This window comes from Chloroflexota bacterium (assembly GCA_026708035.1).
In the GTDB taxonomy this organism is placed as follows: domain Bacteria; phylum Chloroflexota; class UBA11872; order UBA11872; family UBA11872; genus JAJECS01.
Genome location: JAPOVQ010000012.1, coordinates 18,617 through 45,398 on the forward strand (window position 1 = coordinate 18,617; position 26,782 = coordinate 45,398).

A 26,782-nucleotide genomic window follows, 5' to 3' on the forward strand; every position below is an offset into this window, starting at 1 on the left:
GCTCACGCGGCCCGCGCCGGGATTCGCAGGTACGAAAAAACGCGGGTCATGATGCGCTGGAACGTCGGCGATGCCACGAAGGCGCCGAAATAGCCCTCCTGGGGACGGTTGATGACCACCAGCGTGAGCAGTTGGGGATCCTCCAGCGGGCCAAATCCCACATAGGACGCGATCGAGAGATCGGATTGAAAGCGCCCGCCGACCGGGATTTCGGAGGTGCCGGTCTTACCCGCGGTGCGATATCCGGCCACGGTCGCGGGGTTGTTCGGAATTCCGCCTTCGGCGCTCTCCATCATCTGCATGAGCTTGTGCGCCGATTCAGCTGAAACGACCCGCCGCACCTCCTGGGGCTGCACGAAGCCCCGCCGGCCGTCGGCGTGCTCAACCGCGCGCACGATATGGGGGCGCATGAGCACGCCGTCGTTGGCGACTGCGCCGATGGCGGCTGCAATTTGGAGCGCGGTTACCCCGATTCCGTGACCGAACGAGTTGGCCGCCAGATCCGCCTGAAACCACCCACGGTCGCCGCGCCGGCGCACGATGCCCGGCACCTCGCCGCTCAGGTCCACGCCGCTGATCTCGCCGAAGCCGAACTTCTCGATGTAGCGATAGAACCGATCCGGACCGGTCTTGTCCGCCACGAAGATGGCGCCGGTGTTGCTCGAGTGACGCAAGACGCTCGTCATGTTTTGGTCGGGATAGGTCTGCAAGTCCCAGTTCTTGAACTCCTCGCCGAAGTAGCGAATGGATCCCGGGAGGTCATGGGTCGATTCGGGCGTGATGGATTTGCTGTCCAGCCCGGCGGCCATGGTGACGAGCTTGAAGGTGCTGCCCGGCTCGTAGACGTGGCTCAGCGCGCGGTTGGCGAACTCCGGGCCGAAGGACTGGTACTCGTGCACCCGCGCCGGGTCGTAGTCCGGCACGTTGGCCAGCGCGAGGATGGCCCCGGTGCGCGGGTCCAGCATGATCACCGAGCCCGACGCCGCGCTGAAGCGCTCGACCGCGACTTCGAGCTCTTCCTCCACGATGTGCTGAATGGTGCGGTTGAGGGTGAGCGTGAGATGCGACCCATGGCGGGCCGGCAGCAGATTGTGACGCCCGATCGGGATCTCGCGGCCCAGGCGGTCCAGGTCCGACGTGCGCAGGCCGGGGCTGCCGGCCAACAAATCGTCGTAGTGCGCCTCGACCCCGGCTTGACCCACGACGTCGCCGGGTCGATCGACGCGCTCGCCGAGAAAGCCCAGCACGTGGGCGCCGAGCCGGCCATTGGGATAGACGCGCACGCGATCCGGCTCGAGCCGGATGCCCGGCAGCTCATCGGCCGCGACGGCGCTGCGCAACCGCCGTTGCTCGTCATCCAAGATGCCCCGCGCCAGCAGCGCATAGCGGGACCGCGGGTTGCTGATCGCGTTGGCAACCGAAATGGGATCGAGACCCAGGATGTCGTTGAGGCGGTTGGCGATGTCGAAGGGGGCGCTCTCCTCGTGCACCACGCGCGGGTCCGCCACCACGCTGATGGCGCTGCGCTCGATGGCCAGCACGTCGCCGGAGATGTCGAAAATCGTGCCTCGCCGCGGGTGCAGCTCGGTCCGCGCCAGCAGCTCACCGGCGCCGCGGGCGGCAAGATCCGCCGCCTGGTTGACATGCCAGTCGTAGAGGCGCCAGCCGAGGACTCCGGCGCCGAGCGCCGCGCCCCCAAGCATCACCGCCAGACGCCGGCTCGGGTCGGCGGGCGCGTTGGCGCGGTCCGTGACCGGGCGCCTACTCGCGGAGGCTGGTGATCTTGCCACTGATCGCTCGCAGAAACGCTTCCCACCACGGCATCGCATACAGCCACTGGCTCGGCGCCGCCCAGACCGGAAGGTCCAGCGACACGCCGGGTGGCAGGGCCTGACTGTTGACGAAGAGGGGATTGGTGGGTTCGCGCATGTCCAGGTCCCTGAACGCCACCCGCTGCACGGTTGGCAGATCGTTTTCGGTGGCCAGCTGCGCGCGAATGTCCTGTTGGGTCCGCAGCAGCACTTCGAGCCGCCGCTCCAGCGCCTGCACCTCACCGCCAACGCGAACGATCGCCTGCGTCTGCTGCACCCAGACCATGGCGAGCACAAAGGCCGCCACGATGAGCGCCAGCACCAGGCGCGACGGGCTGATCGGCCGCAGGACCACCTGCGCGAACTGCGCCGGCAGCGCCACGCGGCGCTGGATCCGCGCCTCACGGACGGCCATGGCGTACCTCGGTGAGAGCGCCCATCAGTGGGATAGCGTCAGACGCGCGGCGCGCAGCTTGGCGCTGCGCGCCCGCCGGTTGGCCGTCACTTCCGCCGCGTCGGCGCGCCGCGGCGAGCGCGTGAGGATCTCGGCCGTACCCGCGGCGGCCCAGGCGCGGAACCGGTGTTTGACGATGCGGTCCTCGTGGCTGTGGAACGCAATCACCGCCACGCGGCCATCCGGGGCGGCAATCTCGTGCGCCGCCTCCAGGCCGGCCGTCAGGGCGCCCAGCTCATCGTTGACGGCCATGCGCAGCGCCTGAAACGTGCGGGTGGCCGGATGAATGCGCTGGCGACCGGGGATGGCGCGTTTAACCGTCGCCGCCAGCACCGCCGTGCTGGTGATCGGCCGGCGCTGCACGATGCGGCGGGCAATGCGCCCGGCGCGCCGCTCGTCGCCAAACCGGCGCAGCAGCTCCGCAAGCTCGGGTTCGGGCAGGCGGTTGACGAGGTCCAGCGCGGGACGGCCGCCATTTGGATCGAAGCGCATGTCGAGCGGCCCGTCGTGCTGAAACGAGAAGCCGCGCGACGGGTCATCGAGCTGATCGCTGGAGAGTCCGAGGTCGAATATCACCCCGTCGGCGCGGTCGAAGCCGTGGGCCGGGGCGACGCGCGCCAGGTCGCGAAAGTTGGCCTGCACGGGTGACACGCGGGGATCGTCGTTGAAGCTGTCGCGAAGCCGCGCCACGGCATCGGGATCGGCATCGAGGGCCAGGACGCGCGCGGCTCCGGCGGCTAGGAGTGCTTGGGTGTGCCCCCCGGCGCCGGCCGTCGCGTCCACGTAGCTCCCCCCGCGTGAAACTCCCGTGAGATCAATGACCGCCGCAACGAGCACTGGAGCGTGAACTGGCGACGCTCCCTTCGGAGGTTTGGTGTATGGGGGACGCAGGGGAGGCACTGCGTCCCCCATAGAACACCCGAAAGTTAGTGTGGGGCGCCTCCACCGGCTCGCCGCATGATGGCGACGGCGTCCGCGTCGATACGGTCGCGCTGATCGCGCCAGGTATCGGCGTCCCAGATTTCAATGACATCGCCGGTGCCAATCACGGCGACTTTCTTTGCCAGGCCAGCGAAATCGATGAGGTGCGACGGAATGTTGATCCGTCCCTGCCCATCGAAGTCCACGCGCTCGGCCATGCCGAAGACGCGTCGTTTGGTGTCGCGCACGTCGGGGTCGAGGGGATCCATGTCCGCCAGACGTTCCTCGATCTGGCGCCAGCGCTCGCTCGGATAAAATGTGAGGCACCGCTCGGCGCCCACCGTGAGCACGCCCCCGCCGGGAAGCAAGGCGCGAAACTTGCTGGGGAAGGCCAAACGCCCCTTGGCGTCGAGCTGGTGGACTCGAAGTCCGGTGATGCCGTGCATTGCTCATGACGTTCGCGAGATCGCCTATCGCCCGCGGTCATCCTCCCCACGTTCCCCCACAAATCACCACTCCAGTAGTGATTCAACGGCGGAAGTAAACCACAGGCCCCACCATGCGTCAAGTGATTTGCCGAAAAATCCTTGAGATTTTTGGGCGGCTGCCGTCTGCGCGTCCGCGCCGCGGCTAGCCCGGCGTGGCGTCCGCCGGATCGATGCGGTCCAGCGCCCAGTTCGCCAGCCGGTCCGCCAGAACGTTGGCTTCTCGGCCGACGTGGGCGTACCGCACCCGCGCCCCGGCCGGCTGGGCGGCCCGGACGCGTTCCGCCAGCGGGCGCAGACCAGCGTGCTTGATGCGCCACTCGCCGCTGAGCTGCCGGACCACCAACTCGCTGTCCAATCGGAACTCGATCTCCGTGGCCCCGAGCTGCCCGGCCAGCTGCATGCCGGTCCACACGGCGTGATACTCGGCCTGGTTGTTGGTCATCACGCCCAGCCGCACGGCGGCTCGAGCCACGATCTCGTAGTGCTCGTCGAGCGCGACCACGCCGGCGGCCGCCGCCCCCGGGTTGCCCCGGCTGGCGCCGTCGCAATGAATCGTGAGCTTGATCGTCGCCCTCGAGAATCGTGCGTGGCTCGCGGGCGTGATCGTACCTGTCGGCGCGCTCGAGCTCGGCGATGACCGATCGCGCGCTGCTGCACGCCGCGGGGCCGTTCGAGCGATATCGAGCGGAGCTGGCGCTCGGGACGCATTGGTACCTGGCGGCGCTCCGCGCGGCGGGCGCGTGGACGCTTCGTTCGGAGATCGTGCGGCAGCGCCGGCTGGTCTATCTCATCGACGGGCAGGCGCTGGACCTGCTGCTGGTCATCGAGCGCCTGGTGACCGCGGGCGGCGGCGCCACGGCCGTCGAGCGCGACCGGCTCCTCTTCACCGGTGAACCGCCGATCCCGCTGACCGAGGCCGAGTTCCGCGACGCCCTGGGGCCGGATGGCTATTCCGCCTACCTCAACTACTTCTACGGCGTCACCGTCGAAGAAGCGCTGCATGGCGTCGTCGAGCTCGAGGCGGCAAAGGCCCACGCGCTGGACGCATCCGCGAGCCTTGGGATCTTTGAGCGGATTTACGGACGCTCGCTGTTGGACCTGTTGGCGGCCTACGCGGAAGAGCGCGGCGAAGACCCGCCGCGGCGCCTGGCCTGGCCGGCCTACAAGTCGTTTACCTACTGGCTGTTTCGTTTGCGGGTGCGCACCTCGGTCGCGCCGCGTATCGCCAGCGATACGCGCAAGGCCCTTGACTATCTGCGCCGGCTGCGCGGACCGGGCGGCGGATCGCCGGACCCGTTGCGTCCCGATGCGGACGCAAGCGCCGATCCCACGGCGCCGCCGAACATCATCGACATCAGGCGCCCGGCCTAGGGAATCTCAGAACAAGCGAGGCCCTCCGGCATGCACAGACCCCAATCCGTTCGACAACCCCTTCGACAAGCTCAGAGCCTGCCCCGTACTCGATACGGGGGCGAACGGATTGGGGTCGAGCCGGCGGCCGAGGTCAGACCCTTCCTCGACGACATCGGACTACGAACCCGCGTCGGCTCGACCCGGCCCGCGCGCGAGCGAGGCGACCAGGGCCAGCAGAGTGACAGCCGCGGCCGCCGCCCACGTCACGCGGAACGCGTCGAAGGCGGTGTCCAGCGGTTGATCCCCGACCACGGCCACGCCCAGAAGTCCGGCCGCCAGCACGCCCCACAGCGTGCCCCAGAGCGCCTGACCCACGGACTGCCCGGTATTCCGCGCCAATGACATGGTGGCGCTGGCCTGTCCGCGATGGCGCGGTGCCGCGGCCCCCATGAGCGAGCTGGCGTTGGCGCTGTTGAACAGGGCCAGTCCCACGCCCGTCACCAGGGTCCGCGCGACCACGTCTCCCGGGCCGGCGGCGTCGCCCAATGTGGCCATCAACGCAAGTCCCACGGCGGTAAGCGCCACGCCCACCGAGGCAACGGACCGCGTCCCCAGGCGATCGGCGAGCGCTCCCGACGGCGGCCCCAGCAGTCCCATGAGGACCGGGATCGTCGCCAGCACCAAGCCGACTTGGACCGGAGCCAGCCCCAGACCGCGCTGCAGATAAAACGGCAGCAGCAGGACGAGCGACGACAGCCCGGCGAACGCCAGAAACGCCGCCAGCGTCGCCGCGCTCAGCTCGCGCACGCGGAACATCCCGAGGTCGACCGTTGGCGCCGGCGAGCGGCGCTGCCAGGCCAGGAATCCACCGAGCAACACAATGCCCATCAGCAAAGGCACGAGCACCAGCGGCGCCACCAGACCCGCGACTTGCACCCGGTTGAGCCCGAACAGCACCAGCATGACGCCGACCACCAGCGACGCCGCCCCGGGGACGTCGAACCGCCGAGGTCCAATGGGTGCGACGTAGGGGAGGGACCGCAGCCCCAACGCCAGGCTAATCAGGCCAACCGGGACGTTGAGATAGAAGATCCAGCGCCAACCGATGGTGTCTACGAGCACGCCCCCGGCGAGCGGCCCGGTGATGAGACCCGCCGAAACCGCGCTGAGCACCCAGCCCATGGCGCGGCCGCGCTCGTTCTCCGGGAATGCGTCGATCACCAGCGCGGCGCCGATGGCCTGCGTGGCGGCGCTGCCAAGTCCTTGCAGGACCCGACACGCCACCAGCATCCACACGTTGACCGCCATGCCCGACAGCAGTGAGCCGGCCACGAAGATCGCGAGGCCCGCCACGAAGAATCGCCGCCGCCCCAGCACGTCCGCGGCGCGACCGAACGGCAGCAGCAGCCCGGTGATGACCAGCAGGTAGGCCAGCACCACCCACTGCAGCGCGTCGAAGGTTGCGTTCAGCTCGACGGCCAGCGTGGGCAGCGTGATGTTGACGGCGCTGGAGTCGAGCGTGGCCATGAACACGCTGGTCATGACGACCACGAGCGTGGTCCACTTGCGCGAAAGTCGCATCCGGTTCATGTCGCGCGGCGGGTCAGCTGAGCGAACGCGCGAACTGCACCAGCGCGCCCGCGAGCCGCTCGGCGTCTTCCGTTGAGATCGAGCTTGTGATCATGACGGTCGCGAGGCCCGCGGCGCTCTCGGCGTCCACATAGTGGTCCAGGCGCTCGCGCAGCGCTTCGAGGTCCTCCGCGGGCACGCCGCGGCGGCGCAGCAGGTCGAGGGCAACCTCCAGGCGCGGTTCTCGATGCCGGGCGTCGGGCGCGTAGACCCAGGCGATGCTCTGCAGCCGCTCCTCCAGCGGCGCCTGCAAGGCGAACCCCCGCGCGGTCGGTCGCAGCGGCAAACCCGCATCCTGCCAGCGGCCCAGCAGGTGCTCGCAGATGGGGAACAGCTCCGAGGGCATCCGGCGCTGGAGCGCCCGCACTTCGTCGTCGTCGCTGCGGTAGATGCGGAACTCAGCCTCCACCAGCCGCCCCCAATGCTCGGACCGCGGATCGGCGCCTTTTCCGGGTAGGGGCGGTTCGCGAACCGCCCGCCGGAGACCCCGCCAGCCGCCGAGTATTTCCCCTCATCCTGTCCTCCTCCCACCAGGGGAGAAGGGACTGGCCCACGGACCCCCTGCTTGGCATCAGGTGCACCCGCGCTCACCGGCCGGAGCCCGGTTCCCTTTACCTCGACGGGAGAGGGTTAGAGCCTGCCCCGTACTTGATACGGGGGTGAGGGTGCCGGCGGCCCATGCTGCGTGCAGCAAGGGAGTCCCACTCTCAATCACCGGGAAGCCGCTCCGGTTCGGCGCACGTTCCAGAGTAGCGGCGCGGCCCTACTTCAGCAGCCGCCCGATCAGTCGCGCGAATAGCGTCGAAAGCCCCAGAGCCACGCCAAAGGCCACGGCCGCCCGCGGCCCGAACAGCGCCCGCACGTTGCCCTGGATATTGGCGCCCACCACGGCCAGCGTCAGCACCCGGTCGGCCTGCACGTTGCCCGCCACGACCCACGACGCCGCCACGTTCTCCAGCTTCGCGTTGGCGGTCAGGGCGCCCGCGACGGCGCTGTTGCGCACGGTGGCCTCCCGCGCGGCCACGCCGCCCACCAACGTTTGACCGGTGGCAAGCGCATCGGCCTGCGCGACGCCGATGGCCGAGGCGTCGCTTTGGAGGACATCGGTCTGAATGCGGCGCACCGACCCGCCGCGCACGATGGCGTTTTCAGCGCGCACCACGCCCACCGGCTGGCGGTTCAGGCGCACGGTCTCGCCGCGGGTCTGCTGCAGCGGCTGGTGATCGTCACGATCGGTCATCTGGGCCTCCCGTTGCCGGCTGAGTCGAGGACGCGGCCTCCCATGCGGCAGCCCGAGCCGCATCGTAAACCGTCTGCAAGCGAACGTCGTGGTCGCGCGCGGCGCGGGCGCAGTCGTCGGCCTCCGGCGCCACGTCGCGCAATCGTCCGTCAACGTACGAAGCCTTGACCCCAATCTCCCCATAGGGCGTGTTTACCCGCAGCGAATGCCGCGGCACTTTCACGCGCCGCGCGTCATGAAGCCGCACGCCCAGCGTCGACGTCTCGCGCAGCAGCACGTCGACCGCGGCATCGCTCGTTTCCGGGGACGCCAGAACGCGGACCAGCGTTCCGGGTCGCCCCTTCTTCATCACCAGCGGCGTGAGGGTGACGTCCAGCGCACCGACCTCGAAGAGGCGCTCGCTGACCGAGGGGTAGTGCTCCGGATTCATGTCGTCCACATTCGCCTCGATCACCGTCACCACGTCCGCGCCGAGCGTGGGAGCAGACTCACCCAGCGTGACCCGCAGCACATTGGGGATGGCGAGGTCGGCGGTGCCCGCGCCATATCCGGTCGCCGTCACCCGCATGGGCGGCGCATGGCCGGCGTGGGTCGTGAACTCCGTCAGCACCAGGGCGCCCGTCGGCGTGAGCAGCTCCGCATCAACGTCGTTTGCGTAGATCTCGAGCGGCGCCCCCTCGAGGAGTTGCAGCGTCGCCGGCGCCGGAACCGGCAGCACACCGTGCGAAGTCGTGACCGTTCCCGTGCCCGCATTGATGGCCGACGTGCTCATGGCATCGATGTCCAGCAGGTCCACGGCCACGCACGCGCCCACGATGTCGAGCACCGCGTCCACCGCGCCGAGCTCGTGGAAGTGCGCGTGGTCCGGGTCCACGCCGTGAACCGTCGCCTCGGCGACCGCCAGCCGCCGCACCATGCTCAGGGCCCGGTCTTTGATGGGCGCTCCCAGTCCGCTCGCAGCAATGACTGCCGCCATCGACGCGGGGTCGCTCAGCGTTCCGTGCCCGGCGGCGGCCTCGATCTCGAAATCCATGTGCGTCGCCGCGATCGGACCCTTGCGCACCGCACGACGGACCAGGCGCCACGGCGGCAGATCGAGCGTGCGCAGCTCGGCCTCCAGCGCGGCCTGGTCCAGCCCGGCATCGAGCAGCGCGCCCAGAAACATATTGCCGCTGGCGCCCGACGGGCAATCGACGCGGGCGATGGTCATTCGGTCGCCGCTCCGCCGGCGCGCCGCGCGATCAGCGCCGCCTGATATCCCGCGCCGAAACCGTTGTCGATGTTCACCACCGACACGCCGGGCGCGCAGCCGCTGAGCATGGTCAGCAACGCCGCAATGCCGCCCAGCGAGGCGCCGTAGCCCACGCTGGTGGGCACGGCGATCACCGGCCGGTCCGTCAGGCCGCTCACCACGCTGGGCAGCGCCCCCTCCATGCCCGCGACCGCCACGATGGCGTCGGCCGCGTCCAGGCGCTCCCGCTGGGCAAGCAGCCGATGCAGTCCGGCCACGCCCACGTCGCCGACGGTCGTCGCGTCCGCGCCGAGCGCCTGGGCCGTCACGTGGGCTTCCGCCGCCACCGCCGCGTCGGACGTGCCGCCGGTGAGCACGAGCACGCGACCCTTGGGTTCGGGCCCTGACTCGGGCACGCGGGTGATCATGCGCGCGTCCGCGTGAAACACCGCGTCCGGCAACTCGGCGCGCACGGACTCGAAAGCCGCCATGTCGGTCTTGGTGACGAGCACCGGCTGCGCGTGGCCCGCGATCGACGCCGCGATAGCGGCGATCTGGGCCGGGGTCTTGCCCGCGCCGTAGATGACCTCGGGCATGCCGGTGCGCAGCGCGCGGTGGGTATCGACGCGGGCGAATCCCAGGTCGTCGATGGGCTGATAGCGCAGCCGTTGCATCGCGGCCTCGGCGGTGATCGCGCCGCCGGCGACCTGCTCCAGCAGGTCACGCAGATCGTCGGGCGTCACACCAGGACTCGGCGAATGCTCGTGAACGCCTGCGGACCGGCATAGCGCCCCGCCGCGCCCAGGTCCTCCTCGATGCGCAGCAGCGCGTTGTACTTGGCCACGCGGTCGGTGCGGCAGGGCGCCCCGGCCTTGATCTGTCCGGCGTTCGTGGCCACGGCGAGATCGGCGATGGTCGTGTCCTCGGTTTCGCCGGAGCGGTGCGAGACGACCACGCTGAACCCCGCGCGCTGGGCCATCTCGATCGCCGCCTGGGTCTCGGAAAGCGAGCCGACCTGGTTGACCTTGATCAGAATGCTGTTGGCCGACTGCTCTTCGACGGCGCGTTCCAGGCGCTCGGTGCTCGTGACCAACAGGTCGTCGCCCACGAGCTGCACGCGGTCGCCCAGGGCCGCCGTCAGGTCGCGCCAGCCCGGCCAGTCGTCCTCGCCCATGCCGTCCTCGATCGACAGCAGCGGAAACCGGTCGGCCCACTCGACCCACAGCTCGACCAATTCGGCGCGTGACAGCACGCGGTCCTCGCGGTCCAGGCGATAGGTGCCGTCGGGCTGAATGAGCTCGGTCGCCGCGGCATCGATGCCGAGGTATATGTCCGCCCCGGGCTGATACCCCGCGGCCTCGATGGCCTGCACGAGCAGCTCCATCGCCGCGGCGTTGGAGGGCAATGCCGGCGCGAAGCCGCCCTCGTCGCCGACGCTGGTTGACAGCCCGCGCCGCGTCAGCTCGTCGTGCAGCGAGTGGTAGACCTCGGCGCCCGCCCGCAGCGCCTCGCTGAAGGTCGGGCGGCCCACGGGCATGACCATGAACTCCTGGAAATCGGTGCTGCCGGCGGCGTGCTGTCCCCCGTTGAGCAGGTTCATCATCGGTACCGGCAGGGTATTGCCGAACGGCCCGCCCACGTAGCGGTAGAGCGGCAGCCCTACCTCATCCGCCGCCGCGTGCGCCACCGCGAGCGAGACTCCCAGGATGGCGTTGGCGCCCAGCGAGGATTTGTTCGGCGTGCCGTCCGCCGCCAGCAGCATCTCGTCCACGGCGGTCTGGTTGGTCGCGTCCTCGCCCTCGATCTCGGGGCCGAGCACGCTGAGGATGTGGTGGACGGCCTTCTGCACGCCGCGTCCGTGATAGCGCTCGGGGTCCTGGTCGCGCAGCTCCAGGGCCTCGTGGGCGCCGGTCGAAGCCCCCGACGGCACCGCGGCACGCCCAATCGCGCCACTCTCCAGCACGACGTCAACCTCGACCGTCGGGTTACCCCGCGAATCGAGAATCTCCCGCGCGCGCACATTGGCAATGGCCGTCACGGCTGCATCCTTCGGCGGCCCTTAGGAATCGTAATGGTCAAGATATCCGGTCAGGGGAGGGCGATTCGCGAATCGCCCCTACCTATGCGTCCCGGTCCGGCCCTTTCTCCCCTGGCGGGAGAAGGTTGGGATGAGGGGGATTCGCATCGGTCGCCTAGACCACTTCAACGTCGATCACGATCCGCCGGATCGACTGCGTGGGCAGCTCGTTCGTGCCCAGCTCGCGCGTGAAGTCTGAGTGCGAGTACGCCACGTGCAGCTGATTGCCCCGCTGTATCACCGAGGTGTACGAGCAGCCGGGACCGGTGTGGAAGGCGAACGGATACTCCCAATGCTCGCCGGTGCCGTCCAGGCTCAGCGTCACGTGCGTGATCTGGGGATGGCCGTAGGCCCCGCGCCCGGCCACGCAGGCCAGCACGCCGTTGGGCAGCTTCTGCAGGCGCGGCTTGACGCCCTGCCAGCCGACCGACTCCGGCGCCGACCACGTCTTGCCACCATCCGTCGAGCGCGACTGGAACATGGGCGAGTAGCCGCCCGTCCGCATCATGCAGAGGATGTCGCCGTTGTCGAGCTGGATGACGTCCGGCTCGTCGAACCCCTCGTCCACCGCCCGGTCCGCCGGGCCGTAGACCGGCTTGTGGTCGTCGGGATGGAAGTGCTCGACGAACTTCCAGGTGCGCCCACGGTCCGACGAGCGGACGACGGAGCTCGAAAAGCTGTATTGCATCATGGGCCGCCCGCTGGGGCTGATTTGGTCGAGCACCTCGGGCGGGCCGACCTGCTGCTCGAACACCGTCATGTAATCCCCGTTGTCCAGCTCGATCAGGCGGGAGTAGTTCTCAAACGACGCCTCCTCCCACGGAAACCCCTCGACCTTGAACGGGTGGAGCTCCAGCAGCTCGCCCGACTTCGTCCACCGGCGCAGCTGAAATGTCGAATCCGCCCGCTGCTGCACGAGGTGATACGGCCCCTCGGCGCTCAGATTCGGCTCCTGGTAGTTCTCGAGGGGATAGGTGTCGATGCGCGTGATCGTGCCGTCGCTGGGGTAGCCGATGATCCCCGAGCCGAAATCCATGGTGTTCAGGCCGGTGTCGGGATGCCGGTCGATGAACGGCGAGTCGTCCGGCGCCGGCTGCCAGGTCGCGCCCAGATCGCTGGAGACCACCGCCGCGAGCGGCTCCACGCCGCCATGCCGACCCCGGTGGTAGGACAGGAAGAGATTGTCGCCCTCGAGCTCCACGAGGCCCGGAAAGTTGACGACGCTGTCGGTCACCTCCAGCCACACGTCGGGCTCCGACGCGCTGATCACCACCTCGCGCGATCCGTTGCTGTACCTTGCCTGCTTGATCATCGCTACACCCCACCCCTGAGGCCGCACCACTGGCGGCCACCTGCATCGTAGGAGCCGGAGGCCGCGGGCGCACGGAATACTGCGCGAATGCCGACACTTTGCGGTTCCAAATCAGCTGAGTCCAGCTCGGGCAAATTTCCGGAACTCTCTTCGGAGCTACAATTGCGCCACCAGAGAACACTCGGGAGAGGCCGATGGACGTCCAAAGCGCCGTGCAGAAGGCGCGAGCGTACCTTCAGGAGCTTTTTCAGGGCGAAGAGATTGAGGACATCGGTCTCGAAGAGGTCGTTTTTGACGAAGAGTCAAATGAGTGGAAGGTGACCATTGGTTTCTCGAGACCTTGGGAAAAGCCAAACATCGACTTCGCGCTGAGCGAAGGACCAAAGCGATCCTATAAGGTGATTCGGATCGACAACAATGGAACCATTAAGTCGCTCATGGACCGTACGTTGACCGTTCAGCGCAATTGATGCCGCTGACCGGTTTCTTCATCGACACGAATCTCCTTGTATTGCTGGTTGTTGGGAGTGTGGGAAGAGATCTGATCTCGAAACATAGCCGCCTGCAGAGCTTTGAAGTGGAAGACTATGACCGACTGCTTAGTCTGATCCGAAACTTTAAGCGAGTGTTTGTGACGCCGAACACGCTTACAGAGACCTCCAACTTGCTTGCTCAGCATGGAGACCCGGAGCGTTCCTACTTCTTTCGAAGATTCCGGAGCATTATCGAAAGCAGCCAGGAATTTGTCGTTGCCAGCGATGTGGCAGCGGCCAACAATAGGTTCACGCAGCTTGGACTTAGCGACGCGGTGCTCTTGGAAGCAGTAAATGCGGAGCGCCCGCTGGTTACCGTCGACTCAGACCTCCATCGAGCAGCTTTGTCGAAAGGGCCGAGTACCGCCGTAAACTTCTTGCATCTCCAGAACCGACGCCGCTAGGCCTAAACTGAATCGCTCAAATCCGCCGCGTGGTGTTGGTGAAATGCTCGACTCTCTCGGACCGCAGTGGCCGGTCGAGGATGGTGGCCGCGCGGGAGGAAAGCCGCTTTCGTCAGCACCTGGTTGCCGTTGGGCCTATAGCGCCAGACGGCTCCGGGGACGTTTCACCGGTCGGCACCGTCGCTGAGACAGATTTCGAAGCTGGTGTCGCCGAGCACGGCGTCTTGATCCGCCATTCCGGGCTCGACCCCGAATCCAGCGGGCTATTCCCTTGTTCGCGGTGAGCCCGTAGAACCATCAACGAGTTGAGAGGCGTCACTCTCACCGACTGACGATCGCCGTCTAGTCCTTCGACGCAGTACGGGAGCCGCCGAGGCCGATGGTCGCCAATCCCAGCGCCAGACCGATCGGCGCGAGCGACAGCGCGGCGGGAATCGGCGCATGGCCGACCGCGCCGATCACGACGTCCAAAAGGCTCGGCGGTCGCGGCTCCTCATCCGGGGAATCGTGGGCGGCGCTGGCCGAACGCTTCTCGTCGTCGGCGTGATGGTGGTCGTCCGCCGCACCCTCGTCGCCATGGGCGTGATGGTCGTCCGCCTTCCCCTCGTCGTGGTGATGGCCGGCGCCTTCCGTCTCCTCATGGTGGTGGGAGTCCTGGGCGCTCGTCATGCTTTCGCGGCGATCTTCGTGCTGGTGGTCATGCGATTCCGGGTCGAGATTCGCGGCGATGTGTTGCCAGGCTCCGAGCAGGGCGCCCACCATCGTCAACACCGCAACCACGCGCGCGAGCCTGACCGTGACGGCCGTCTGGCGAACGGCCAAACCGACCGTGGCTGCTACGACAATCCCGAGCACGATCCACGGCGCAAACTGCCAGGGGCTGAGCCAGTGCCGGTCGTAGGCGAGGGCCAGGCTAGTGCCCACCACACCCACCGCCACGAGCAGCACCAAGCCTGTCCGAAGCCGTGCCGTCGCGCCGTCCCGCCCAACCATGTCAGTCATGGTACTCGCGATACCTGCAGGCGTGCAGGGCCTGCGGGCTCAGACGGCGACACTCGACGGCCTCTCGCTATTGAGAGTCGAGGGAATCCTCAGCGCTCGTTCATCTCATCCCGCGTGAACCGACGGCCGCCGGTCGCAATTTCGCCGCGCAGCAGGTGGACGGTGGCGATGGCCGCCTCAGCCGGCTGTCGGCGCCCGGCATGGTCCTCCAGCCGTCGCCGAAACTGGGCGTTCATCGTCGTCCGCTTGGCCGCAGCGCGGCGTCGCCCAGACACGGACGGCCTCCGACTAGATCGTGTGCATGAACGGCACGTGCTCGGTGCCGTTGATGACGGCCAGCGCCAGGTCGCGGAAGCGAATCGTTTCCGCCGTGTTGTCGACCTGGTTGCAGTTCCAGATTGCCGTCCACACGAACTCGACGCCGAACCAGCCGCCATAGCCGACTTCCTGCATCTTCTCGATGATGCGGCGGTAGTCGATGACGTTCTCGTCGAAGTCCACCTGCATCCGGTCCGGCGCGCAGCCGCGGCAGTGGAAGTGGCGGGCGTGGGGCAGCAGCGGGTCCACGCTGGTCTGCTCCATGCCCTGGTAGACGAAGTGGCAATAGTCGAGCGTGAGCTTGAGGCCCGGCACCAGGTCCAGCATTTCCAGCGCCAAGTCCACGGTGTTGGCGTTGGTGCCGACCGCGGGCTCGACCGAGACCGCGATGCCGTGTTTGTCGCCCTGATCGACGCGCCACTTCAACTCCTCGGCGGAGTTTTGCAGCGACTCGGTGGGCGACTCACCCTCGAACGGCACGCCGCAGGTCGACGAAATGCCCTTGGCTTCGAGGCGGCGCGACAGCTCCACCACGTCGTTGAAGTACATGCGCCCGGCTTCTCGCTCCGCCGGATCGGGATTGTTCGGCACCATGCCGCCGGGTTCGGTGCTCGGAATCAAGAATACGTCCGCAGGCTCCAGGTTGTTCCGCTCCAGCCGCTCGCGCAGGATGCCGGCCCACATGGGCACGTCGCCGTGGATCACTTCGGGGCGAATGTGCGAGCGGTTGCCGAAGATCCCAAGATCGACACCCTCGAATCCGAGGGTCGAGATCAGGGCCAGGGATTGCTCGTGGCGGAGCAGGGGCCAGGTGAAATCGGCGCAGGCGAGCCTAATGGACATGGAATCACCTCCCGCGGGTGCGTCGGCCCATGGTCGCAAACTCGGCGCAAGCGCGCCCGGCTGCCAGCGGCGGCGCCGACCCGCGTTGCCCCGGAGCGGCATACACTCCAGCACACGCTGATCGAGGGAGGCATCGACCCCTGCTCCTGAATCGCCGAGCCTCGCTTCGAACGCCCATGGGGGCCGCCCGGCGTCTAGGCGCCGCGCTGGCAGCCCTCGTCGTCTGCGGCGCCGTCGTGCTGGCGGCCTGCGACCCAGTCGAGCCCGCCGCCGACGCCACCCCCACGCTCGCACCAGATCCCCGGGCCGAAACACAGGACCCCATGGTGCCCGTGGTGCGGGGGCGGCTTGAGAACCGCCTGCGGATTCCGGGGCTGGTCGAGGCCCGGGGACAGGAGATCCTGACCTTCGACGTGCCCGGCGTCGTGGGCGCCGTGCGCGGACAGCGCGGGGTGATGGTGCAGGCGGGCAGTGTCTTGATATCGCTCGATGCGGAGTCGCTGAACGCCGAGATCGGCGGCGCACGCCAGGCCCACGTGACCACCCTGGAAGAGCTTGCGGCGGTCGAGGCTCGGCTTTCCGCCGAACGGGTGGCCGCCGAGCGCGCCGTACTTGCGGCGGCGGCCGAGCGAGCCGAGCGCCAGCGGGTGTGGGAAGCGCTCACCGCGCCTGCGCCCGACCATGAGGTGATCCTCCAGCAAGCGCGCATTGCGCTGCTCGCGCAGGTGCTCACCGACCGCCACGCGGCGGTTGAGGCCGCCGAGCGTTCGGTCGACGCGCTCATCGCGACCACGCGGGCCGAGCGTGCGCTGCGCGAGGCCGACCTGGCCGAGGCCCAGGCCGAACGCGACGCGCTGCCCGAGGACGCGTCGGCGCGCGAGTTGGCGGCAGCCGACGCGAATCTGGCCACCGCCGAGCTTGCGGTCGCCGAGGCGCGCGCGGTCGAGGAGCAAGCGGCCGGCCCGGACGGACCGCCTCGACTGCGCGCGGCCCGGCGGGCTCGGGCCGCCGCCGAGTTGGACCTGTTGACCGCGCAGGCCGACCTCGGCCGCCTGACGGCGGCCCCACCGGCCGCCGAGCTGGCCGCGGCCGAGGCGGCGCTCACCTCGGCGCAATACGAATATGACCTCGTCGCCGAGGCGCGGGCGGCGCTGGACGCCGGCACCTCGCCGCTTGCCGTGGACGCCCAGCGGTTGCGGGCCGAGGCCGAGCGTCTCGATAAACGAATCGCCCTGCTCGAGAGCCGAACGACGCAGTTGGAAATCGCGGCGCCCTACGACGCGATCATTTCGCGCGTGCTGACGGTGCGAGGGCGCGAGATTGCCCCCGGCGACCCGGCCATCGAGCTGGCAAGAGCCACCGACCTGGTCTTCGAAGCCGTGGCCGGTCCGGCGCAAGCCGCCAACCTGCGCATCGATCAAAAGGTCAACGTCACGCTCCGGGAGTTTGCCCAGACACCCTTCGAGGGAACGGTCGTCACACTGCCGCTGGACACGGGCGACCCGTCGGACAAGCCCTTCATCCAGCTCGCGGTGGACTGGGGCGACCAACCGGTCACGATCGGCCTGCAGGGCGTCATCAGCGTCTTGCTGGGCGCGTCCGACGGCGTGCTCAAGGTGCCCGCGACCGCCGTGTGGACCCTCAACGGTCGCTCGTTCGTCGAGACCCTGATCGACGGGCGCCGTCGCACGCTGCCGGTGACCCTGGGCATGGGAACCGATGACGAGGTCGAGATCGTCCACGGCCTGTCCGAGGGCGACATGATCTTCGCCACCGTTCGCTCGTGATCTTCTCGGGGGTCGGCGCCGCCGGGCGCACCGTGCTGGCCCTCGTCGGATTCGCCGCGCGGAGGCTGCGCAGAAACCCGATACACGCCCTCACCACGCTGCTGGGACTGTCTCTCACGGTCGGCGTGGTCACCGCCGTGCCGCTCTACGCCGAGGGCATGAGCACCCGCCTGCTGCGCGAGCACCTGCGCGCCTCGCCGGAGCCGCTCGACCTGGGCGTGGTGATCGAGCACGGCGAAGCGCAGCTGCCGGACGATCTCACGACATCGCTGGCGGCATACCGGCGAGCCGACCGGTTCTTGGGTGAGGCCGTCGCGACCCATCTGGGCGTTCCCTCGTCAGCCATCGTGCGCTTGGTGAAATCCGACAACCGGCACCTGCTCTTCACAACCGACGACCCGGACGCGCCCCTGCGCGAGGGCGTTCCGTGGGGCGGGTTGGCCGCGATTTCCGGGCTGGCCGAAAACGTCGAAATACTGGAAGGCCGCGCGGCCACTGACGAGGTCTACACGCTGCGCATGCCGTCCGGCGCGCTGGTTCCCCTGGTGGAGGCCGTTGCCGCAACGGACATGCTCGACGCCGGGGGCCTGGTGGTTGGGGACCAGGTGCAGCTGCGCTTCGGCGACCCGCGGGCGCTTGACACACCGCAGGCGGTCGTCGCCGTCGACATCGTGGGACGCTTCGCACCCATCGACGGGCGCCACGCCTACTGGCCCGAGGATGTCGAGGAGCTGACGGCGCGCACCCTGTTCACGCCGCCGGCCGCATTCGTCGACGGTCTGCTGGCGCGCTATCCCGACGTTTCGCATCCGCGGCTCCTGGACCGCGCGGTGTGGTTCGCTCCGCTGGACGCCGTCGCGCTGCAGGCGTCGTCCGCCGGTCGGACGCGCGAGGGAATCTTCGCCGTGCGCACGATTGCCGAGCGGGTGCTGCCGTATATGAGCGTGCAGACTCGCTTGGAGCGCGACCTCGAACGGTTCGAGGGCCGCCTGGTGGTGCTCACCGTGGCCCTGCTGGCGCTCAGCGTGCCCATTGTCCTGATGGTGCTGGGGTTCATGCGGCTCTCGGTGTCGCTGGCCATCGAACGGCAGCGCCAGGAGGTGGCGCTGCTGCGCAGCCGCGGGGTGGGCGTGATCCAACTGGTCGGCGTGTATCTCATCGAGGGGCTGCTGATCGGGGCGCCGGCGCTGGCAATAGGCCTGGTGCTGGGCGTGGGCTTTGCCCAGGCCATCGGACAGACGGCGAGCTTTCTAGCCTTCGACGCCCGAGCGCCGCTGGACATTGCGCTGACGGGGAACCAGGTTGCCGTTGGCGCAGCGGCAATCGGGGTCAGTCTGCTGGCGATGCTGGGGCCGGTCGTGGCGGCGGCCCGACTGAGCATCGTGGGCGCCAAGCAGCAGGCCTCGCGGAGCCTCGATCGACCGCTCTATCAACGGCGGCTGCTCGACGTGCTGCTGCTGGCAGCGGCGGTTGCAGGGTTCTACCTGTTGCGGACCGTGGACGCACTGCCCGGCGAGACCGAGGACGACCTGCTGCTGGCCGACACGCTGCTGGTATTGGCGCCGATACTCTTTATCTTCGCGGTTTCGGTCTTCGCCCTCCGCGCCTTTCCGCATCTCGTGCGGACGCTCGCCGCGCTCACCTCGCGGGTATCCGGCGTCAGCGCCTTCGTGGCCCTGCGCCAAATCGGACGCAGCCCGGCCCACTACACCAGCCTCGTCTTGCTGCTCTCGCTGACCTTTGCCCTGGGGGCCTTCAGCGCGTCGTTTGCGGCCACGATCGATCGCAACATCATCGATCGCGTCTACTTCGCGACCGGGGCCGACGCCCGAATTGTCGAGAGCGGGCACTTCGACGCCGACACTCAATCCTGGTACATCGCCCCGGTGGATCGGCACCTGGACGTGGTGGATGCCGGCGGCCGGCAGGTCGTCACGGAAGCGGCGCGACACTGGGTCAAGAACGCGCTGTTGCACGTCGACACGCCGTCGGTGAACGCACTGCGCGAGGTTCGGCTGCACGCGGTCGACCCGATTCCCTTCGCCCGGACCGTCGCGTGGCGCGAAGACTACGCGCCGGCTTCGCTCAACGGGCTCGCCAATGCGCTCGCCGCCGACGACCGCGGCGTGATCCTGGAGCGCGCACCGTTTCACGAGACCATGGGCGTGCAGCTTGGCGATTCCGTGACGATGGAGATCAATCGGGTGGTGGTGCCGTTCGTGGTGGTGGGCTGGATGGATGCGCTGCCGGGCCACAGTCGAGGTTTCGGCTCATTCGCCCTCGCCAATCTCCCCTACGTCGACCGCGTGGTTGGGCGCTCGCCGTGGGGGACCTATGTGCAGCTGCTGCCCGACGCGCCGGCCCAGGAACTCATCCAACCCTTGAACGACCTCGACATCCGGGCGCTGCGCACCGTGGACGCCAGGGACGAAATCGTCCAAGCGCGCCGCGACGCCGTGCTCGTCGGCACGTTTGGCTTGCTGACGCTGGCGTTCATCGTTGCCGCGGGCCTCACCCTCAGCGGCTTCGGCATGCACGCGGTCCTGTCGTTTCGCCGGCGCGTGCAGGAGTTCGGCATCCTGCGCGCCATGGGGATTTCCACGCGCCAGATGGCCGCCATCGTGGCGCTGGAGCAAGGATTTCTGGTGCTGCTCGGCACGGCCGTGGGGACGGCCATCGGCATGGTGACCGCCGCGCTGTTCGTGCCGTTCCTCGAGCTCAGCGCCGGAGAGCGCGAGGCGTTTCCACCCTTCATCGTCGATAGCGCCTGGGACGACGTCGCCAAGATCTACGTGGTGTTCGGCGTGCTCATCGCCGCGGCGTTGCCGCTCTCGATTTGGCTCCTGCGGCGCGTGCGCACCCACGAGGCCATCAAGTTTGGCGAGGAATCCGGATGAGCGACGCGGTACACGTGCGCTGCCAGGACCTGGTGCGGATCTACAAGGTCGCCGAGCTGGAGGTCGTCGCGCTGCGCGGCCTCAATCTCGAAGTGGCCGCGGGCGAAATGATGGCGATCGTGGGCAACAGCGGCAGCGGCAAGAGCACGCTGCTCAACATCCTGGGCGGGCTCGACCGGCCGTCGGCGGGCGCGTGCAGTGTCGGCGGGATCGATCTGGTCAACGCCTCGGGCGCGGAGCTGGCGGAATACAAGCGCTACGACGTGGGATTTGTGTGGCAGCAGAGCGCGCGCAACCTCATCCCCTATCTCAGCGCCCTGGACAACGTGCTGGCGCCCATGCTGTTCGCGGGCGGCGCGGGGCCGACGGAGCAGCGCCGGGCGCGGGAGCTGCTGGCGGCGTGCGGACTGGCGGAGCGGATGAGCCATCGGCCGCCGCAGCTTTCGGGCGGCGAGCAGCAGCGCGTGGCGATCGCGGTGGCGCTGGCCAACGAGCCCGAGCTGCTGCTGGCGGACGAGCCCACGGGTGAGGTCGACAACCAGACGGCCGGCGACATCTACGATCTGCTGCGGCGGCTCAACGCGGACCGTCGCCTCACGGTGATGATCGTGACCCACGACCGGGACGTCACGCGCCACGTGGACCGGGTGGTGGCGATTCGCGACGGGCAGACCAGTTCGGAGATCGTGCGGCGCGTGGGCCTGCCGGGCGCCGACGAGCCGGCGCACGAGGAGTACGTGATCGTCGACGAAACCGGCCGCCTGCAGATTCCCCGCGACTATCTCGAGGAGCTGGGCATTTCCGGACGCGCGACCGTGGACGTGGACGCCGACGAGGGACGGCTGGTGGTGCGGCCGGCGGAATCCTCCGGCGAGCGCGACGGAACCGAGGCCAAGCCATGACTCCGGTGGCCGACGCTCGATTTCCGGTGGCCCACGCCGCGTGCAGCGTGGGAGTGCAAATGATGTCCAAAGTGATCGTGGGGGCATCGTGAGCGCGTCTCCGTCGTCGGCGGTCGTGCAACTGCTCGACGTCTCGCGCCGCTTTGGCGAGGGCCTCGCCGCGGTGACGGCCGTCGCCGGCGCGACGTGGGACATCGCCCGCGGTGAGCTCCATGCGCTGCGCGGACGGTCCGGCTCGGGCAAGACGACCCTGCTTAATCTGATTGGCGGCCTGGACCTGCCAACCGAAGGACGGGTGGTGTTCGACGGCGCCGATCTTGGAACACTGAGCGAGGACGAGCTGGCCGGCGTGCGTCGCCGCAGTCTCGGGTTCGTGTTTCAGACGTTCGCCCTGCTTCCGGTGCTTTCGGCGCGGGAGAATGTGGAGTTGGCCCTGCGCGTGGCCGGCGCCCCGTCGGCGACGTGGAGCGAGCGCACGCGCGAGGTGCTGCGGCTGGTCGGCCTGGAGTCGCGCGCGGATCACCGCCCGTTCGAGCTAAGCGGGGGCGAGCAGCAGCGGGTGGCCATCGCCCGCGCTATCGCCAATCGACCCGACGTGCTGCTGGCCGACGAGCCCACGGGCGAGCTGGACAGCAACACCGGACTCGAGATCATGCTGCTCTTCCGCCACATCGTGGCCGCCGAGGGCGTGACCGCCGTGGTGGCGACCCACGATCCGGCGCTGAGCCAGATCGCCGACCAGACGATGGTCATGCGCGACGGGCATCTCGCCGAAGCTGAAGGACCGCTGGACTTCGACCTGCCGGACCTGATCCAGCACGTGGAGATCGTGGATCCCGACGCGACGGCGCGCACGCCGTAGAGCCAATGTGATCGCCAACCGTATGATGGACGCACGAGAAAGCGTGCTAGATTGACACCAGCTATGGGCGTCAAATACGCAGCTCAATGTTGCATTGCAAACAGTGTTGATCAATCACTTGTTCGTGCTAGCTAGATAGGTAGTTATGTGCCTCCTGAAGCAAATGTAGAACCGACCTATGACACTCTTTTATTTCTTGCCTTCTCGGCGTTTATCGCATGGTTTATCGCGGTTGCAGCACTCGTCGTTGCTCACTTCAAGCGCACCGATTACAATGCCGATAGCTTACGTAGACGCGTAAGCATCTTCGTTGGATGCGTGATTGTTGCCTGGGTTGTGTTTCTTGTATTGTTCCTCAACTCGTTCTCGTAGGGATTCGTTGACGGACAAAGGGGCGGTCAGCCGGCGAGGCCGACCGGCGTCGAGGCGTGCAATCGTTCTAGTGCTGCGCGCACGCAAGGGAGCAAGAGCAATATGCAACCAGACTTGATCACACTGCCGCCGGACGTCGAGCGGCCCATGGTGGTCCGACGGCGCGACGGGCGCCTCGATGGCTTCTTTCTCAAGGACGCGGACATCCCGACGCCGCGCGTCGCGCGCATCGTCTCGCACGACGACGGGCGCACCTGGGACGAAGCGCCCGACGTGCTGACATTGCCCGAAACCGGCGGGCTGTGGGGCGGCCTGGAAGTGCTGGCGGACGCCGACGACGAGGTTCACTGCTTCTTCATGCACGACCGCGGCTCAGGGGTCTTCGGCGCGCCGCTGGCCGGCGAAGGCGTGGCCCACGAGGGCCCCTACCACGGCAAGTTTCTCGACATCTGGCACCTCAAATCGCGCGATGGCGGCGACGCATGGACCGAGCCGAAGCGGATCTGGGAAGGCTTCACCGGCGCGCTGAACAGCGTCATCCAGCTTCGCGGCGGCCGCATCGTGCTGCCGTTTGCATCGGCCACGGGCCAGACCTGGGCGCACCGGGTCGATACCGGGCTGGACGCGTTCAGCTTCGCCGGCGCCTTCTACTCGATGGTGGTCTACTCCGACGACAGGGGCGATACCTGGCGCCAGGGCACCCGCGACATCAAGTCGTGGGCGCCGATTCCGGCCTACGGCGCCGACGAGCCGGTGATCATCCAGAAGCTCGATGGGCGCGTCTGGATGCTGCTGCGCACGCAGACCGGCCGCCTCTACGAGTCGTTCTCGGACGACGGCGCGGAGTGGTCCGTCGCGCGCCCGACGCCGCTCGTTTCGTCGGACTCACCGGTCGGCCTCGTGCGCCTCAGCGACGACCGCCTGGTGCTGCTTTGGAACTGCTGCCAGCGGTTTCCCTACGCCTACGGCGGGCGTCACGTGCTGCACGCGGCCGTATCCGAAGACGACGGCCTGACCTGGCGCGGCGCCCGCGAGGTGCTGCGCGACCCGCGCCGCCACGATCCGCCGCCCACCAAGGGGGACTTCGGCACCGCCTATCCGTTCCCGGTAGTGACGAGCGACGACGCGGTGATCATCGTCTCGGGCCAGGGCGAAGGCCGCGTGTTGATGGTGCGGCTGGATCCGGCATGGCTCTACGAGACCCGGCAGTCCAGCGACTTCGCAAACGGGCATGAGGATTGGTCGATCTTTGGTACGGCAGGCGTCCAGCGGCAGCCGCATCCGGACCGCGCCGTCGCCTTCGCCCTGCGCCTCACCAAGCAAGAGCCCGGCCGCACGGCCGCGGCGGTCTGGAACTTCCCCGCCGGACGGCGGGGACGCGTACAAATCCGATTGCGCGTGGAAGGGGGCGCCGGTCCGTTTCGGCTCAGCCTCACGGATCACTTCTCCACCCCGTTCGACCCCCAGGACCAGTTCCACAACACCTTCAACGTCCCGGTCGCGCCGGAGGGCCGGATCGCTGGCGAACCCGCGCTCGAGACCGGTCGCTGGCACACGGTCGAGCTGGCGTGGGACACGCAGGAGGAGCGCGCATGCCGCGTTTCGGTCGACGGGCGCCAAGTCACGGCGGTGCCTCAGTTACACGAGACTCTCGGAGTGAACTACCTGCGCGTCGTCGCTCTGTCAGAGCCCCACGACCACGCCGGTCTGTGGATCGAGTCGACGACCGCCGACGTGGAGCCCTGATCTAGCGATCGGAGGATGAGTCGGGCGCCCGCCGCTTCCACGGCAGGTCACCCACGACTCGCCAGCCGATGACGCCCGCCAGGCCCAAGAGCACGGCCATGGCGATTCCCACGAACTCGTAGCCGCGCACATCGAGCAGGAAACCCACCGCCGGCGCGACGCCGAGTTGGACGAGCGAGCCCATGGTCAGCAGCACGCCCAGCGACCGTCCCACGTAGGCCTTGGGCACCCGGTCGCCGATGAGCACCGACGGAAGCACCGCCCCCAGTCCGGTGACCGCGGACAGCGCGCCCGCGGCGATGAACACTCCCAATCCGAGCGGCAGCGTGAGCAGCACCGCCGCGCCGAAGGCGCCCAGCACCATGGCGTAGAACGCGCTGCCGCGGCCGGCGCGGTCCATCAGGTTGCCGCTCAGGAAGGTGAGCACGGCTCGGGCGGCGCTCATGGCGGAAATCGCCACTCCCACGACGGCGGGCGTAAAGTCAAGTCCCTCGCCGGCATAGAGCGGCAGGATCACGCGGCTTTGCCCGACGACCGGACCGGTGAGCAGCATGGCCAAGGCGATGATGGGCCAGACCACGCGGGGCAGTCGCAGGTCGCCGAGGCTGAACATGCGAGGACTTCGCTCCGGACGCGAGGGCGCCCCGCCGCGAACGATGGCCGGAATGACAGCCGCGACGCAAAGACAGAGCGCGGCCGGAAGAATGAGCGCCGCCCGCCAGTCGAACGCGGCGGCAACCACGCCCGCCAGCGCCGGACCGATGAACGCGCCCACCTGGACGCCGGACATGACGCGCGACGTTGCGCGGCCACGCTGCTCGGGGTCAGCCTGCGCCACGGTATAGGCGATGCTGCTGGTGATCATGAACGTCGCGCCCACCGTGGCGATGAGGTTGCCTGCCAGCAGAATCAGGTATCCCGGCGACAGCGCCATGAGCAGCGTGCCGGCGGCGAGCCCCGCAGCCCCGGCGGCAATCGGCACGCGGGCGGGCAGGCGGTCGGCAACCATGCCAGCCGGAATGTTGGTGAGCATGCCCGCCAGCGCCTGCGCCGAGAAGATCAGTCCAAGCTGGGCGAAGGTGAGCCCAAACTCGTCGCGAATCACCACGAGCAATGGGCCCGGTGCGGTGGCCACCACGGCCGTCACCGCCAGGACGGCAAAGACCGTGACGAAATCGGCGCGTGGTCGTGCCATATGCGCGCGGTGTCGAAGGCCGTTTCGGGTTGTGGCTAGGCCATGCTACGTCGCGTTGCCGCCTTGGGTTGCGTGCGGGCGGGTTTCAAACCCGCCCCTACGCTCGCGGCCAGAGGTGTCTGGTAGGGGCAGGTTTCCAACCTGCCCGTGCCACCGAGCATCTGCCGGCGGCAGCCCGAGCGGCAGGCGCCGTGGCAACCGCGCCGATGTGTAGTACAAATGGCCCCGCGCGGGTCCTTGCCCCGGCGCGAAGGCCCGCATCCCCACCCATGGTGAGTACCAGATCACGTTTGCGTTGTCGGCGGCTGCACCCAGGATTCGCGACAACGCGTGGCGTCTGACGGGCCTGCCCAGCTAGGCGCGGCGACCTCGGGTCCCACGAGATCGATGCTCCCGCCGTCGCCGGACTACGCGGAGCTCAAGCGCCGAATCAAAGCCGCGGGGCTGCTCGAGCCGCAGCCGCGCTATTTCGCCTTGAAATTCGCGAGCACGGCGCTGCTATACGCGATCAATATCGCCATCGTGCTCGTGTTCGATCACCCCGCCGTCGTCCTGGCGGCCGCAGTCTTTCTCGGGTTCGTGTTCACGCACGTGGGATTCCTGGGGCACGACCTGGCCCATCGGCAAATCACCCACCGTTCGCGCCTGGTCTCGTCGCTTGGGCTCGCCATCGGCAACCTGCTCATCGGCGTGAGCTATTCGTGGTGGACGGCGAAGCACAACCAGCATCATGCGACGCCGAATCACAGCGAGCAGGACCCGGACCTGGACTATCCCATGCTGGTCTTCGAGTCGGCGCGGATCAAGGACCGCAAGCGCGCGTTCTACCCCGTCATCGCCTACCAGGCGTTTCTCTATCTATTCCTGGGCGCGTTTCAGGCGTTTGGGATGCGGGCGCAGGCCGTGGCGCAGGTGCTGAGCGGCCGGTCCCCGCGCCGAACGGCCGAAGGGCTGGCGCTGGCGCTGCACGCGCTGCTCTACGTCGCGCTATTGATTCAAATCGGCCATTGGGGACTGGGCCTGGCGTTCCTCTTCATTCATCAGATGACGTTCGGGCTCTACAACACGCTGGTGTTTGCCCCCAACCACAAGGGCATGCCGATGATCGACGAATCCAACCGCATGGACTATCTGCGGGAACAGGTGCTCACCGCGCAGAACGTGACGGCGCATCCGGTGACTGATTTCGTCTACGGCGGACTGAACTATCAGATCGAGCACCATCTGTTTCCAGCCATGGCGCGCAACCGGTTGCGCTCGGCACAGCCGCTCGTGAAGGCCTTTTGCGCCGAGCGCGGGATCGACTATGCCGTGACGGGACCGCTGCAGGGACTCATCGAGCCGCTGCGGCATCTGCACGCCGTCTCGGCGCCGCTGCGTCGAGGGTCGCGAGCCGCGTAGGCGG

Annotated in this window: 25 protein-coding genes; 9 read left to right on the plus strand and 16 right to left on the minus strand. The window is 68.3% G+C overall.

The features are described from left to right. Positions 1–2: 2 nt before the first annotated feature. From OXG33_04975 to OXG33_04995, 5 genes are all read right to left on the minus strand, one after another. Positions 3–1,790 carry a penicillin-binding protein 2 gene (locus OXG33_04975; GenBank protein ID MCY4113280.1) on the minus strand — a complete coding sequence of 596 codons (1,788 nt, stop codon included), beginning with the start codon at positions 1,788–1,790 and terminating at the stop codon, positions 3–5. Next, a complete protein-coding gene (locus OXG33_04980; GenBank protein MCY4113281.1) occupies positions 1,762–2,226 on the minus strand; it encodes a hypothetical protein in 465 nt (154 codons plus the stop codon). The genes OXG33_04975 and OXG33_04980 overlap by 29 nt, the downstream gene beginning before the upstream one ends. A gap of 24 nt (positions 2,227–2,250) precedes the next feature. Continuing rightward, a complete protein-coding gene (rsmH, locus tag OXG33_04985) occupies positions 2,251–3,165 on the minus strand; it encodes a 16S rRNA (cytosine(1402)-N(4))-methyltransferase RsmH (protein ID MCY4113282.1) in 915 nt (304 codons plus the stop codon). A gap of 26 nt (positions 3,166–3,191) precedes the next feature. Continuing rightward, the gene (mraZ, locus tag OXG33_04990; protein MCY4113283.1) at positions 3,192–3,632 is read right to left on the minus strand and encodes a division/cell wall cluster transcriptional repressor MraZ; all 441 of its coding nucleotides are present in this window, start codon (positions 3,630–3,632) and stop codon (positions 3,192–3,194) included. A 184-nt stretch (positions 3,633–3,816) separates the two neighbouring features. Beyond that, complete coding sequence (locus OXG33_04995) at positions 3,817–4,239, minus strand: ribonuclease HI family protein (protein ID MCY4113284.1); 423 nt, start codon at positions 4,237–4,239, stop codon at positions 3,817–3,819. A gap of 68 nt (positions 4,240–4,307) precedes the next feature. Between OXG33_04995 and OXG33_05000 the strand changes: the two genes are divergently transcribed. Then, entirely contained in the window at positions 4,308–5,045 is a 738-nt protein-coding gene (locus tag OXG33_05000) for a hypothetical protein (GenBank protein MCY4113285.1), read from the plus strand. 159 nt (positions 5,046–5,204) lie between these two features. Here OXG33_05000 and OXG33_05005 read toward each other — a convergent pair whose 3' ends face one another. The 7 genes from OXG33_05005 to OXG33_05035 all read right to left on the minus strand — a co-directional run bounded on the left by OXG33_05005 (position 5,205) and on the right by OXG33_05035 (position 12,516). Further along, on the minus strand, positions 5,205–6,617 hold the full coding sequence (locus OXG33_05005) for a DHA2 family efflux MFS transporter permease subunit (protein ID MCY4113286.1): 1,413 nt from the start codon (positions 6,615–6,617) through the stop codon (positions 5,205–5,207). A gap of 13 nt (positions 6,618–6,630) precedes the next feature. Beyond that, a complete protein-coding gene (locus tag OXG33_05010) occupies positions 6,631–7,065 on the minus strand; it encodes a hypothetical protein (protein ID MCY4113287.1) in 435 nt (144 codons plus the stop codon). A gap of 354 nt (positions 7,066–7,419) precedes the next feature. Next, positions 7,420–7,896 carry a hypothetical protein gene (locus tag OXG33_05015; protein MCY4113288.1) on the minus strand — a complete coding sequence of 159 codons (477 nt, stop codon included), beginning with the start codon at positions 7,894–7,896 and terminating at the stop codon, positions 7,420–7,422. Continuing rightward, the gene (larC, locus tag OXG33_05020; GenBank protein MCY4113289.1) at positions 7,883–9,106 is read right to left on the minus strand and encodes a nickel pincer cofactor biosynthesis protein LarC; all 1,224 of its coding nucleotides are present in this window, start codon (positions 9,104–9,106) and stop codon (positions 7,883–7,885) included. Before larC ends, OXG33_05015 begins: the two co-directional genes overlap by 14 nt. Next, on the minus strand, positions 9,103–9,870 hold the full coding sequence (gene larB, locus OXG33_05025; GenBank protein ID MCY4113290.1) for a nickel pincer cofactor biosynthesis protein LarB: 768 nt from the start codon (positions 9,868–9,870) through the stop codon (positions 9,103–9,105). The genes larC and larB overlap by 4 nt, the downstream gene beginning before the upstream one ends. After that, on the minus strand, positions 9,867–11,165 hold the full coding sequence (gene eno / locus OXG33_05030) for a phosphopyruvate hydratase (GenBank protein ID MCY4113291.1): 1,299 nt from the start codon (positions 11,163–11,165) through the stop codon (positions 9,867–9,869). Before eno ends, larB begins: the two co-directional genes overlap by 4 nt. A gap of 154 nt (positions 11,166–11,319) precedes the next feature. Then, positions 11,320–12,516: a sialidase family protein gene (locus OXG33_05035; GenBank protein MCY4113292.1), complete on the minus strand. Its 1,197-nt coding sequence runs from the start codon at positions 12,514–12,516 to the stop codon at positions 11,320–11,322. 194 nt (positions 12,517–12,710) lie between these two features. Here OXG33_05035 and OXG33_05040 point away from each other — a divergent pair, with 194 nt between their 5' ends. Together OXG33_05040 and OXG33_05045 are read left to right on the plus strand one after the other, a co-directional pair. Beyond that, on the plus strand, positions 12,711–12,986 hold the full coding sequence (locus tag OXG33_05040; GenBank protein ID MCY4113293.1) for a hypothetical protein: 276 nt from the start codon (positions 12,711–12,713) through the stop codon (positions 12,984–12,986). Further along, a complete protein-coding gene (locus OXG33_05045; GenBank protein ID MCY4113294.1) occupies positions 12,986–13,453 on the plus strand; it encodes a hypothetical protein in 468 nt (155 codons plus the stop codon). Before OXG33_05040 ends, OXG33_05045 begins: the two co-directional genes overlap by 1 nt. Positions 13,454–13,795: 342 nt before the next feature. Here the strand turns inward: OXG33_05045 and OXG33_05050 are convergent, their stop codons facing one another. The 3 genes from OXG33_05050 to OXG33_05060 all read right to left on the minus strand — a co-directional run bounded on the left by OXG33_05050 (position 13,796) and on the right by OXG33_05060 (position 15,616). Continuing rightward, positions 13,796–14,401: a hypothetical protein gene (locus OXG33_05050; protein ID MCY4113295.1), complete on the minus strand. Its 606-nt coding sequence runs from the start codon at positions 14,399–14,401 to the stop codon at positions 13,796–13,798. 143 nt (positions 14,402–14,544) lie between these two features. Continuing rightward, positions 14,545–14,730: a hypothetical protein gene (locus OXG33_05055; GenBank protein ID MCY4113296.1), complete on the minus strand. Its 186-nt coding sequence runs from the start codon at positions 14,728–14,730 to the stop codon at positions 14,545–14,547. A gap of 13 nt (positions 14,731–14,743) precedes the next feature. Further along, positions 14,744–15,616, minus strand: coding sequence for a sugar phosphate isomerase/epimerase (locus tag OXG33_05060; protein MCY4113297.1), 873 nt, complete (start codon positions 15,614–15,616; stop codon positions 14,744–14,746). A gap of 176 nt (positions 15,617–15,792) precedes the next feature. Between OXG33_05060 and OXG33_05065 the strand changes: the two genes are divergently transcribed. The 5 genes from OXG33_05065 (at position 15,793) to OXG33_05085 (ending at position 24,182) form a co-directional block, all read left to right on the plus strand. Then, positions 15,793–17,403, plus strand: a complete 1,611-nt coding sequence (locus OXG33_05065; GenBank protein ID MCY4113298.1) for an HlyD family efflux transporter periplasmic adaptor subunit — start codon at positions 15,793–15,795, stop codon at positions 17,401–17,403. After that, positions 17,400–20,300, plus strand: coding sequence for an ABC transporter permease (locus OXG33_05070; protein ID MCY4113299.1), 2,901 nt, complete (start codon positions 17,400–17,402; stop codon positions 20,298–20,300). Before OXG33_05065 ends, OXG33_05070 begins: the two co-directional genes overlap by 4 nt. Then, complete coding sequence (locus OXG33_05075) at positions 20,297–21,202, plus strand: ATP-binding cassette domain-containing protein (GenBank protein MCY4113300.1); 906 nt, start codon at positions 20,297–20,299, stop codon at positions 21,200–21,202. Before OXG33_05070 ends, OXG33_05075 begins: the two co-directional genes overlap by 4 nt. An 88-nt stretch (positions 21,203–21,290) precedes the next feature. Next, the gene (locus OXG33_05080) at positions 21,291–22,064 is read left to right on the plus strand and encodes an ABC transporter ATP-binding protein (protein ID MCY4113301.1); all 774 of its coding nucleotides are present in this window, start codon (positions 21,291–21,293) and stop codon (positions 22,062–22,064) included. 474 nt (positions 22,065–22,538) lie between these two features. Next, on the plus strand, positions 22,539–24,182 hold the full coding sequence (locus OXG33_05085; GenBank protein ID MCY4113302.1) for a sialidase family protein: 1,644 nt from the start codon (positions 22,539–22,541) through the stop codon (positions 24,180–24,182). A gap of 1 nt (position 24,183) precedes the next feature. Here OXG33_05085 and OXG33_05090 read toward each other — a convergent pair whose 3' ends face one another. Further along, positions 24,184–25,377 carry an MFS transporter gene (locus OXG33_05090; protein ID MCY4113303.1) on the minus strand — a complete coding sequence of 398 codons (1,194 nt, stop codon included), beginning with the start codon at positions 25,375–25,377 and terminating at the stop codon, positions 24,184–24,186. A 387-nt stretch (positions 25,378–25,764) separates the two neighbouring features. Here OXG33_05090 and OXG33_05095 point away from each other — a divergent pair, with 387 nt between their 5' ends. Then, complete coding sequence (locus OXG33_05095) at positions 25,765–26,778, plus strand: acyl-CoA desaturase (GenBank protein ID MCY4113304.1); 1,014 nt, start codon at positions 25,765–25,767, stop codon at positions 26,776–26,778. Positions 26,779–26,782 lie beyond the last annotated feature (4 nt).

Excerpts from the sequence above, each read along its gene's own strand:
- OXG33_04980 (MCY4113281.1), bottom strand. The coding sequence starts at position 2,226 with ATGGCCGTCCGTGAGGCGCGGATCCAGCGCCGCGTGGCGCTGCCGGCG.
- mraZ (MCY4113283.1), bottom strand. The coding sequence starts at position 3,632 with ATGCACGGCATCACCGGACTTCGAGTCCACCAGCTCGACGCCAAGGGG.
- OXG33_05000 (MCY4113285.1), top strand. The coding sequence starts at position 4,308 with ATGACCGATCGCGCGCTGCTGCACGCCGCGGGGCCGTTCGAGCGATAT.
- OXG33_05005 (MCY4113286.1), bottom strand. The coding sequence starts at position 6,617 with ATGAACCGGATGCGACTTTCGCGCAAGTGGACCACGCTCGTGGTCGTC.
- OXG33_05015 (MCY4113288.1), bottom strand. The coding sequence starts at position 7,896 with ATGACCGATCGTGACGATCACCAGCCGCTGCAGCAGACCCGCGGCGAG.
- larC (MCY4113289.1), bottom strand. The coding sequence starts at position 9,106 with ATGACCATCGCCCGCGTCGATTGCCCGTCGGGCGCCAGCGGCAATATG.
- OXG33_05035 (MCY4113292.1), bottom strand. The coding sequence starts at position 12,516 with ATGATCAAGCAGGCAAGGTACAGCAACGGATCGCGCGAGGTGGTGATC.
- OXG33_05040 (MCY4113293.1), top strand. The coding sequence starts at position 12,711 with ATGGACGTCCAAAGCGCCGTGCAGAAGGCGCGAGCGTACCTTCAGGAG.
- OXG33_05045 (MCY4113294.1), top strand. The coding sequence starts at position 12,986 with ATGCCGCTGACCGGTTTCTTCATCGACACGAATCTCCTTGTATTGCTG.
- OXG33_05060 (MCY4113297.1), bottom strand. The coding sequence starts at position 15,616 with ATGTCCATTAGGCTCGCCTGCGCCGATTTCACCTGGCCCCTGCTCCGC.
- OXG33_05065 (MCY4113298.1), top strand. The coding sequence starts at position 15,793 with ATGGGGGCCGCCCGGCGTCTAGGCGCCGCGCTGGCAGCCCTCGTCGTC.
- OXG33_05075 (MCY4113300.1), top strand. The coding sequence starts at position 20,297 with ATGAGCGACGCGGTACACGTGCGCTGCCAGGACCTGGTGCGGATCTAC.
- OXG33_05085 (MCY4113302.1), top strand. The coding sequence starts at position 22,539 with ATGCAACCAGACTTGATCACACTGCCGCCGGACGTCGAGCGGCCCATG.
- OXG33_05090 (MCY4113303.1), bottom strand. The coding sequence starts at position 25,377 with ATGGCACGACCACGCGCCGATTTCGTCACGGTCTTTGCCGTCCTGGCG.
- OXG33_05095 (MCY4113304.1), top strand. The coding sequence starts at position 25,765 with ATGCTCCCGCCGTCGCCGGACTACGCGGAGCTCAAGCGCCGAATCAAA.